The organism is Duncaniella sp., assembly GCF_029056165.1.
Taxonomy (GTDB): domain Bacteria; phylum Bacteroidota; class Bacteroidia; order Bacteroidales; family Muribaculaceae; genus Duncaniella.
Genome location: NZ_JAIDBW010000017.1, coordinates 19,476 through 27,983, shown reverse-complemented (window position 1 = coordinate 27,983; position 8,508 = coordinate 19,476). Strand labels below are relative to the sequence as shown.

General features: G+C 50.3%; 9 protein-coding genes. 1 reads left to right on the top strand and 8 read right to left on the bottom strand.

Going from position 1 to position 8,508, the window contains the following annotated elements; translation table 11 throughout:
* From rplB to rpsL, 8 genes are all read right to left on the bottom strand, one after another.
* A partial coding sequence (gene rplB / locus K2G41_RS04625) for a 50S ribosomal protein L2 (RefSeq protein ID WP_300115139.1) occupies positions 1 to 738 on the bottom strand: 738 nt, incomplete at its 3' end.
* Between the two features lie 8 nt (positions 739 to 746).
* Entirely contained in the window at positions 747 to 1,037 is a 291-nt protein-coding gene (gene rplW / locus K2G41_RS04620) for a 50S ribosomal protein L23 (RefSeq protein WP_300115136.1), read from the bottom strand.
* Between the two features lie 26 nt (positions 1,038 to 1,063).
* Entirely contained in the window at positions 1,064 to 1,684 is a 621-nt protein-coding gene (gene rplD, locus K2G41_RS04615) for a 50S ribosomal protein L4 (protein ID WP_300115133.1), read from the bottom strand.
* Positions 1,684 to 2,301, bottom strand: coding sequence for a 50S ribosomal protein L3 (rplC, locus tag K2G41_RS04610; protein ID WP_300115130.1), 618 nt, complete (start codon positions 2,299 to 2,301; stop codon positions 1,684 to 1,686). The genes rplD and rplC overlap by 1 nt, the downstream gene beginning before the upstream one ends.
* Positions 2,302 to 2,392: 91 nt before the next feature.
* Positions 2,393 to 2,698 carry a 30S ribosomal protein S10 gene (rpsJ, locus tag K2G41_RS04605; RefSeq protein WP_107031209.1) on the bottom strand — a complete coding sequence of 102 codons (306 nt, stop codon included), beginning with the start codon at positions 2,696 to 2,698 and terminating at the stop codon, positions 2,393 to 2,395.
* Between the two features lie 28 nt (positions 2,699 to 2,726).
* Complete coding sequence (fusA, locus tag K2G41_RS04600; RefSeq protein ID WP_300115127.1) at positions 2,727 to 4,853, bottom strand: elongation factor G; 2,127 nt, start codon at positions 4,851 to 4,853, stop codon at positions 2,727 to 2,729.
* Positions 4,854 to 4,912: 59 nt separating this feature from the next.
* Positions 4,913 to 5,389, bottom strand: coding sequence for a 30S ribosomal protein S7 (gene rpsG, locus K2G41_RS04595; protein ID WP_300115124.1), 477 nt, complete (start codon positions 5,387 to 5,389; stop codon positions 4,913 to 4,915).
* Between the two features lie 180 nt (positions 5,390 to 5,569).
* Entirely contained in the window at positions 5,570 to 5,953 is a 384-nt protein-coding gene (rpsL, locus tag K2G41_RS04590; RefSeq protein WP_016562585.1) for a 30S ribosomal protein S12, read from the bottom strand.
* 436 nt (positions 5,954 to 6,389) lie between these two features.
* Here rpsL and metG point away from each other — a divergent pair, with 436 nt between their 5' ends.
* Positions 6,390 to 8,432: a methionine--tRNA ligase gene (gene metG / locus K2G41_RS04585; protein WP_300115118.1), complete on the top strand. Its 2,043-nt coding sequence runs from the start codon at positions 6,390 to 6,392 to the stop codon at positions 8,430 to 8,432.
* Positions 8,433 to 8,508: the final 76 nt, after the last annotated feature.

Genomic DNA, 8,508 nt, shown 5'->3' with positions numbered 1-8,508 from the left:
GCGGGGATGACCACCGGAAGCGCGGCCTTCACCACCACCCATGGGGTGATCGACAGGGTTCATAACAACACCGCGGTTGCGGGGGCGACGACCGAGCCAACGTGAACGACCAGCCTTACCGGAACGTTCGAGCGAGTGCTCAGAGTTGCCTACTACGCCTACAGTGGCGCGGCAAGCGGCGAGGATCTTACGGGTTTCACCCGAAGGTAATTTGATGATGGCGTAGGTGCCTTCACGGGAGATGAGCTGGGCGAAAGTGCCTGCCGAACGTGCCATGAAAGCGCCCTGACCGGGACGCAACTCAATGTTGTGGATGAGCGTACCTACAGGGATGTTTGCCAGCGGGAGACAGTTACCTACTTCCGGCTGAGCCTCAGGTCCTGAAAGGAGCACATCACCAACCTTTAAGCCGTTGGGTGCAATGATGTAAGCTTTAGCACCGTCTTTGTAGTAAAGGAGGGCGATACGGGCCGAACGGTTAGGATCGTACTCGATGCTCTTCACTACTGCGGGAACACCGTCTTTAGTTCTCTTAAAGTCAATGATGCGATATTTGCGCTTGTGGCCACCACCAAGGTAGCGGGTGGTGAGATGGCCTTCGGAGTTACGTCCTCCGGAGGCCTTTTTGCCGACTGTAAGAGATTTTTCCGGTGTAGTAGCAGTGATGGTACCTTTAAATACACCGATAACTTTGTGTCTCTGCCCAGGTGTTGTGGGCTTGAATTTTCTTACTGCCATTTTTATATTTAGATATTGCTATAGAAGTCAATATTCTGTCCGTCAGCAACGGTCACAATAGCTTTCTTCCAAGCGGCGGTCTTGCCACGGAGCAGACCGCTCTTGGTCCAGCGTGATTTGTTCTTGCTGCGGACGTTGAGAGTGTTTACACGAACCACCTTTACGCCATAAAGGTTCTCGATGAGAGACTTGATCTGATACTTGTTAGCCTCAGGAGAAACGGCGAAGGTGTAGCGGTTAAGCTTCTCGGTGAGATTGCTTGCCTTCTCTGTTACGATGGGTTTGATTGAGATTTCCATTGTTCTGCAGTTTTCTCTTTATGAGGTTAAAGTTTATTAATGAAATCAAGGCTGCTCTCGGTGAGGATAACAGCGTTGGAGTTCATGAGCGCGTAAGTATTGAGATCCGTCGCAACCATTGTGTCTGCGCCGGGAATATTACGGGCTGACAAAGTTACGTTTTTATTCTGACCCGGTAAAACGAGCAGGATCTTTTTGCCGTCAACTTTAAGATTTTTAGCAAAATTTACGAAATCTTTAGTCTTAGGAGCCTCGAAATTGAAGTCCTCGACGATGATAAGCTGAGAATCCTGAACTTTATAAGTCAGCGCGCTCTTGCGGGCGAGTGATTTCACTTTCTTATTCAACTTGAAGCGATAGTCACGGGGACGGGGACCGAACACGCGGCCACCACCAACGAGGACAGGTGAATTGATATCACCGATACGGCTGCCGCCGCCGCCCTTCTGCTTGTGGAGCTTGCGGGTTGAACCCGAAACTTCGCTGCGTTCCTTGGATTTGTGAGTACCCTGACGCTGGTTGGCGAGATACTGCTTCACATCGAGATAAACGGCGTGCTCGTTTGCATCTACTGCAAAAACTTCGTCGCTGAGCTGTGCCTTGCGACCGGTGTCTTCACCTTTGATATTGTAAATTGCGACTTCCATTATTTCTCAATTAAAACGATTGAACCTTTACTTCCGGGGATTGAGCCCTTGATGAGGAGCAGATTGTGGTCTGCGATCACTTTGAGCACCTGAAGATTTTGAACTGTCACCTTCTCGTTGCCCATCTGGCCTGCCATACGCATGCCTTTGAACACCTTAGCGGGGTATGAACATGCGCCGACTGAACCGGGTGCACGAAGACGGTTGTGCTGACCGTGGGTGCTCTGACCAACACCACCGAAACCGTGGCGTTTTACGACACCTTGGAAGCCTTTACCCTTCGAGGTACCCTGAATGTCAACGAAGTCATTCTCGTTAAAGAGATCAACTGTGATGGTATCACCGAGATTGTACTCGCCGTCAAATCCTTTGAACTCGGCCAAGTGGCGCTGGGGAGCTACTCCGGCTTTCTTGAAGTGACCGGCCATAGGGGCAGTAGTGTGCTTGTCCTTCTTCTCTACGAAGCCAAGCTGTACAGCCTCATAACCATCCTTGTCAGCCGTCTTAATCTGAGTAACTACGCAGGGGCCTACTTCGATAACAGTGCACGGCACGTTCTTGCCGTCGGCACTGAAAACGGATGTCATTCCGATTTTCTTTCCTAATAATCCTGGCATTTCTCTTTGATTTAAAAAAATGTGAACTGTTGTTGGAGTTTGTTGTGATTTTACTTAATCTTATGCGGTATTCTTTCGTTTACCCGGTCGATTACACCTTGATTTCTACTTCAACGCCTGAGGGAAGTTCGAGCTTCATGAGAGCGTCAACAGTCTTACCGGTTGAATTGTGGATGTCGATAAGACGCTTGTACGACGAAAGCTGGAACTGCTCGCGTGACTTCTTGTTGACGAAAGTCGAGCGGTTGACAGTGAAGACACGGCGGTGTGTGGGCAGGGGAATAGGTCCGCTGATGACAGCACCTGTAGCTTTTACGGTCTTCACAATCTTCTCGGCCGACTTGTCAACCAAGTTGTAATCATAAGATTTAAGTTTGATTCTGATTGTTTGGTCCATATCTTTTGTTGAATGAAAGTGTTTTGTCTTACTTGATGAGGTCAACACGGCCCTGGCACTCTGTGAGGACGTTCTTGGCGATCGAGCTGCTCACCTCTGCATAGTGGCTGAATGTCATGGTTGAAGTGGCACGACCTGAAGTAATGGTACGGAGGGCGGTCACATAACCGAACATTTCGGCAAGAGGAGCCTTAGCCTTTACGATGCGGGCACCTGAACGGCTTGTCTCCATGCCTTCTACCTGACCGCGACGCTTGTTAAGGTCACCGATCACATCACCCATGCTCTCTTCAGGAGTAACGACTTCTACCTTGAAGATAGGTTCAAGAAGCACAGGACCTGCCTTCTCAGAAGCCTTCTTGAAAGCTTGGATAGCACAGAGTTCGAATGAAAGCTGATCGGAGTCAACCGGGTGGAATGAACCGTCGATCACAGTAACCTTGAGCTGATCAACAGGGAAGCCGGCGAGAACACCATTCTTCATAGCTGTTGTGAAGCCCTTCTGGATAGAGGGGATGAATTCCTTAGGAATGTTACCACCCTTAACCTCATCAACGAACTGGAGGCTGCCTTCGAAGCCCTCGTCAACAGGCTCTACGCGGACAATGATGTCAGCGAACTTACCGCGACCACCGGTCTGCTTCTTGAACACTTCGCGGAGTTCAACGGGCTTGGTGATGGCTTCCTTATAAGTAACCTGAGGACGACCCTGATTACATTCAACCTTGAACTCACGACGGAGACGGTCGATGATGATATCGAGGTGAAGCTCACCCATACCGGAGATGACAGTCTGGCCGGTTTCCTCGTTTGTCTCAACGCGGAATGTGGGGTCTTCTTCAGCAAGCTTCTGGAGACCTACACCGAGCTTGTCAAGGTCCTTCTGAGTCTTAGGCTCTACGGCGATACCGATAACGGGATCGGGGAATTCCATAGCCTCAAGCACGATAGGATGATTCTCGTCACAGAGAGTATCACCTGTGCGGATATCCTTGAAACCAACACCTGCGCCTATATCGCCGCAGTCGATTGACTCCTTAGCGTTCTGCTTGTTTGAGTGCATCTGGAACAGACGGCTTACGCGCTCCTTCTTGCCTGAACGGCTGTTGAGGACATAGCTACCGGCAACAACGTCACCTGAATAGACGCGGAAGAATGTAAGACGACCAACATAGGGGTCAGTAGCGATCTTGAATGCGAGAGCACACATAGGAGCTTCGGGAGAAGGCTCGCGGGTCTCGACCTGATCGGGATCATCGGGATTAGTACCCTCGACAGCACCTGAATCGACGGGGCTGGGAAGATATGCGCAGACAGCATCAAGGAGACACTGCACACCCTTGTTCTTGAAAGAAGAACCGCAGATCATGGGAACAACTTCCATCTTGAGGGTTGCTGCACGGAGACCGCGACGAATTTCTTCTTCAGTGATGGTTGAGGGATCATCGAAATACTTCTCCATGAGAGCATCATCGAACTCAGCGATCTTCTCAAGCATCTTGTCGCGCCACTCTTCAGCTTCAGCAACGAGTCCTGCGGGGATCTCTTCTACAGAGTAGTCGGCACCCATTGATTCGTCATGCCAGAAGATAGCCTTCATCTTGATGAGATCGACAACTCCCTTGAAAGTCTCCTCAGCACCGATAGGTATCTGGATGGGACAGGGATTTGCGCCGAGCACATCCTTGAGCTGACGTACGACCTCAAAGAAGTTTGCGCCTGAACGGTCCATCTTGTTGACATAACCGATACGGGGTACATTGTACTTGTCAGCCTGACGCCATACAGTCTCAGACTGGGGCTCAACACCACCTACTGCACAGAATGTAGCGACTGCACCGTCGAGCACACGGAGTGAACGTTCAACCTCGACAGTAAAGTCAACGTGTCCCGGAGTGTCAATAAGATTGATCTTGTACTGCTCGCCAAGATACTTCCAGAAAGTAGTGGTAGCGGCAGAAGTAATTGTGATACCACGCTCCTGCTCCTGCTCCATCCAGTCCATGGTAGCTGCGCCGTCATGAACCTCACCGATCTTGTGAGTAAGACCGGTATAGAAGAGGATACGCTCGGAAGTGGTAGTCTTACCGGCATCGATGTGAGCCATGATACCGATATTACGTGTATATTTTAAATGTGCGTCTGATTTAGCCATTTTTAATTTTATGAATCTAAAAGTTCAATGAAAATGTCTTGTCGGTTATCAACCTTGACTTAGAAGCGGAAGTGAGCGAACGCACGGTTAGCCTCAGCCATCTTGTGCATATCTTCCTTACGCTTAAATGCACCACCCTGATCGTTGAAAGCATCTACGATCTCGGCAGCGAGCTTTTCAGCCATAGTCTTGCCGCCGCGCTTGCGTGCATAGAGGATAAGGTTTTTCATCGAGATAGATTCCTTACGATCGGGGCGGATTTCAGTAGGAACTTGGAAAGTAGCACCGCCGACACGACGTGATTTCACTTCCACTTGGGGAGTAACGTTCTCAAGAGCCTTCTTCCAGATCTCAAGCGCAGTCTTCTCTTCGTTGGGGAGTTTAGCCTTAACGAGTTCGAGAGCGGAATAGAAGATGGTGTATGAAGTATTCTTCTTTCCGTCATACATGAGATGGTTGACGAACTTCGATACTCTCACGTCATTGAACACGGGATCGGGGAGGATCACCCGTTTCTTAGGTTTTGCTTTTCTCATTTTTGAGCAAATGTTTTTGTTTTTGGTTGCTTGGTTGCTGCATCTTTCATCTTCAATGACTGCCCTCCGGCCGTCATTTACTCAACCTGTGATTTAGCCTTCCAATCAAATCAAAAACGAGGGGTTAACGACTCTGTTTTTAATTTAATTTCTTTGTTTCAGAAAAGGAGTGTGGTTTGATTACTTCTTAGCTGCTTTGGGGCGCTTTGCACCATACTTGCTGCGACGCTGTGTACGATCCTTGACACCGCTGGTATCGAGCGTACCGCGAACGATGTGATAACGCACACCGGGGAGGTCCTTCACACGGCCACCGCGAACGAGCACGATTGAGTGTTCCTGAAGATTGTGGCCTTCACCGGGGATGTAGCTGTTGACTTCCTTACCGTTTGTGAGGCGCACACGAGCCACCTTACGCATAGCCGAATTAGGCTTTTTAGGGGTGGTGGTGTACACACGCACGCACACACCACGACGCTGCGGGCATGAATCGAGTGCGGGTGACTTGCTCTTATCCTCAAGAGCCACGCGTCCTTTTCTTACTAATTGCTGAATAGTAGGCATCTTAGTTTCTTTTGGTTTATTGAAATAATGATTAGAAGTTATTCATTTCTTTACATATATCCAATCGCCACCCACACCACTGACTCTCAATGAGTTAACGATGCCGTGACGACAGATTGCTCCTAAAAGCGTTGCAAAATTACAACTTATTTTCCTAACTACCAAACATTTCCGACTTTTTCTTACGAAACAATTTGCGTTGTCGATCTTCGCCGATCTTTCCTTACCCTCATTCAGCAATGCCGGTGGCCCCCACTCGTACAATTAATCAACCCAAAGCTGATTCCGCCACATATTTATGAAGTTTTTTCCTCCCCTTTTATGTTTTTTCCCTTATATACGCTAATTTTGCATTCCAAAATCAAACAGCCGGCCGAATGCCTCTCCCCTGCCCCATTCCGGCGGCCCATGAAACTTCACATTCTTAATAATAGATATGGAAAAGAAATTCAAGCGGACCCTTATCACCACTGCCCTCCCCTACGCCAACGGGCCGGTGCATATCGGTCATCTCGCCGGTGTATATGTTCCGGCCGACATCTATGCCCGCTATCTCCGCCTCAAGGGCGAGGATGTAGTCATGGTGGGCGGAAGCGACGAACACGGTGTGCCCATCACACTTCGTGCGCGCAAAGAGGGGATCACACCTCAGGAAGTTGTTGACCGTTATCACAACATCATCAAGGACTCGCTTGAAGAGCTCGGTGTCAGCTTCGACATATACTCACGCACCACTTCGGAACTTCACCACAAGACTGCCTCGGAATTTTTCCGCCGTCTCTACGACAAAGGTGAGTTCACAGTCCAGACCGCACTTCAACCTTACGACGAGAAGACCGGCGAGTTCCTCGCCGACCGCTACGTCGTCGGCACCTGTCCGCGCTGCGGCAATGAGAACGCCTACGGTGACCAGTGCGAGGCATGCGGTTCATCTCTCAACGTGACCGATCTCATCAATCCCCGCTCGGCACTCACTGGCGAGCCGGTGAAGATGCGTGAGACCACCCACTGGTATCTCCCCCTCGACAAGTGGGAGCCGAAACTCCGCGAATGGATTCTCGAAGAACACAAGGAGTGGAAGACAAACGTCTATGGCCAGTGCAAGTCATGGCTCGATGCCGGACTTCAGCCGCGAGCCGTGAGTCGTGACCTCAAATGGGGTGTCCCTGTTCCCGTCGAAGGTGCTGAGGGCAAGGTTCTCTATGTGTGGTTCGACGCACCTATAGGCTATATTTCCAACACCAAGGAACTCCTTCCGGATTCTTGGGAAAAATACTGGAAAGATCCCGAAAGCCGTATCATCAACTTCATCGGTAAAGACAACATCGTGTTCCACTGCATCGTGTTCCCCTCGATGCTGATGGCCTACGGTGATAACTTCCAGCTTCCCGACAACGTTCCCGCAAACGAATTCCTTAACCTCGAAGGTGACAAGATCTCAACTTCACGCAACTGGGCCGTATGGCTTCATGAATACCTCAAGGAATTTCCCGGCAAGCAGGATGTGCTCCGATATGTCCTGACAGCAAATGCGCCCGAAACGAAGGACAATGACTTCACTTGGGCAGATTTTCAGGCCCGCAACAACAATGAGCTTGTCGCAATCCTCGGCAACTTCGTCAACCGTGCTGTAGTTCTCACCCACAAATACTTCGGTGGAATGATTCCCGTTCAGGGCACTCTCACCGATGCTGACAAAGAGGTATTCGCCGAGCTTGGCCGCATCAAGGAGGCACTTTCCGAGGCTCTCGACACCTTCCATTTCCGCGAAGCCCTAAAGCAGGCCATGGAAATAGCCCGTCTTGGCAACCGTTACCTGCAGGAAAGCGAACCGTGGAAACTCGCCAAGACCGACCTTGATCGTACAGCCACAATCCTCAACGTCGCTCTTCAGCTCTGCGCTAATCTTGCAGTGGCATTCGAACCGTTCATCCCCTTCTCGGCCGCACGTCTTGCCAAGATGCTTGGACTCGAAAAACTCGACTGGAACATGCTTGGCCAGAACGACCTCGTCGCTCCCGGTATGGAACTCGCTCCCGCCGAACTTCTTTTTGAAAAGATTGAGGATACTCAGGTGCAAGAGCAGGTCCAGAAGCTTCTCGACACTAAAAAAGCAAATGAAATTGCCGCTTGGAAAGCCCAGCCTCAGGCCGAGACAGTGGAATTCGACACCTTTGCAGCCTGTGACCTCCGGGTCGGCACAGTCCTTGAATGCGAGAAAGTACCCAAGGCCGACAAGCTACTCCGCTTCCTCATTGACGACGGTCTGGAAAAATGCACCATCGTTTCTGGTATTGCAAAATATTACAAACCGGAAGACCTCGTAGGAAAGCAGGTTTGCTTCATCGCCAACCTCGCCCCGCGCAAGCTTAAAGGTATCGTATCCGAAGGTATGATCCTTTCAGCCGAGAACTCCGACGGCTCTATCGTGCTCCTAAGCCCCTCCGCCGCCGTTGCTCCCGGAGCGAAGATCGGCTGACCGGAGGCGCACGTTCATTTTTGTACTGTTTAAGGCTATATCACCTGCTTTTTACAGCTCACGTTCATTAACGACC

Bases quoted from the DNA above. Each gene is read 5' to 3' on its own strand.
- metG (WP_300115118.1), top strand. From the start codon at position 6,390: ATGGAAAAGAAATTCAAGCGGACCCTTATCACCACTGCCCTCCCCTAC.
- rpsJ (WP_107031209.1), bottom strand. From the start codon at position 2,698: ATGGACCAAACAATCAGAATCAAACTTAAATCTTATGATTACAACTTG.
- rpsL (WP_016562585.1), bottom strand. From the start codon at position 5,953: ATGCCTACTATTCAGCAATTAGTAAGAAAAGGACGCGTGGCTCTTGAG.
- fusA (WP_300115127.1), bottom strand. From the start codon at position 4,853: ATGGCTAAATCAGACGCACATTTAAAATATACACGTAATATCGGTATC.
- rplD (WP_300115133.1), bottom strand. From the start codon at position 1,684: ATGGAAGTCGCAATTTACAATATCAAAGGTGAAGACACCGGTCGCAAG.
- rplW (WP_300115136.1), bottom strand. From the start codon at position 1,037: ATGGAAATCTCAATCAAACCCATCGTAACAGAGAAGGCAAGCAATCTC.
- rplC (WP_300115130.1), bottom strand. From the start codon at position 2,301: ATGCCAGGATTATTAGGAAAGAAAATCGGAATGACATCCGTTTTCAGT.
- rpsG (WP_300115124.1), bottom strand. From the start codon at position 5,389: ATGAGAAAAGCAAAACCTAAGAAACGGGTGATCCTCCCCGATCCCGTG.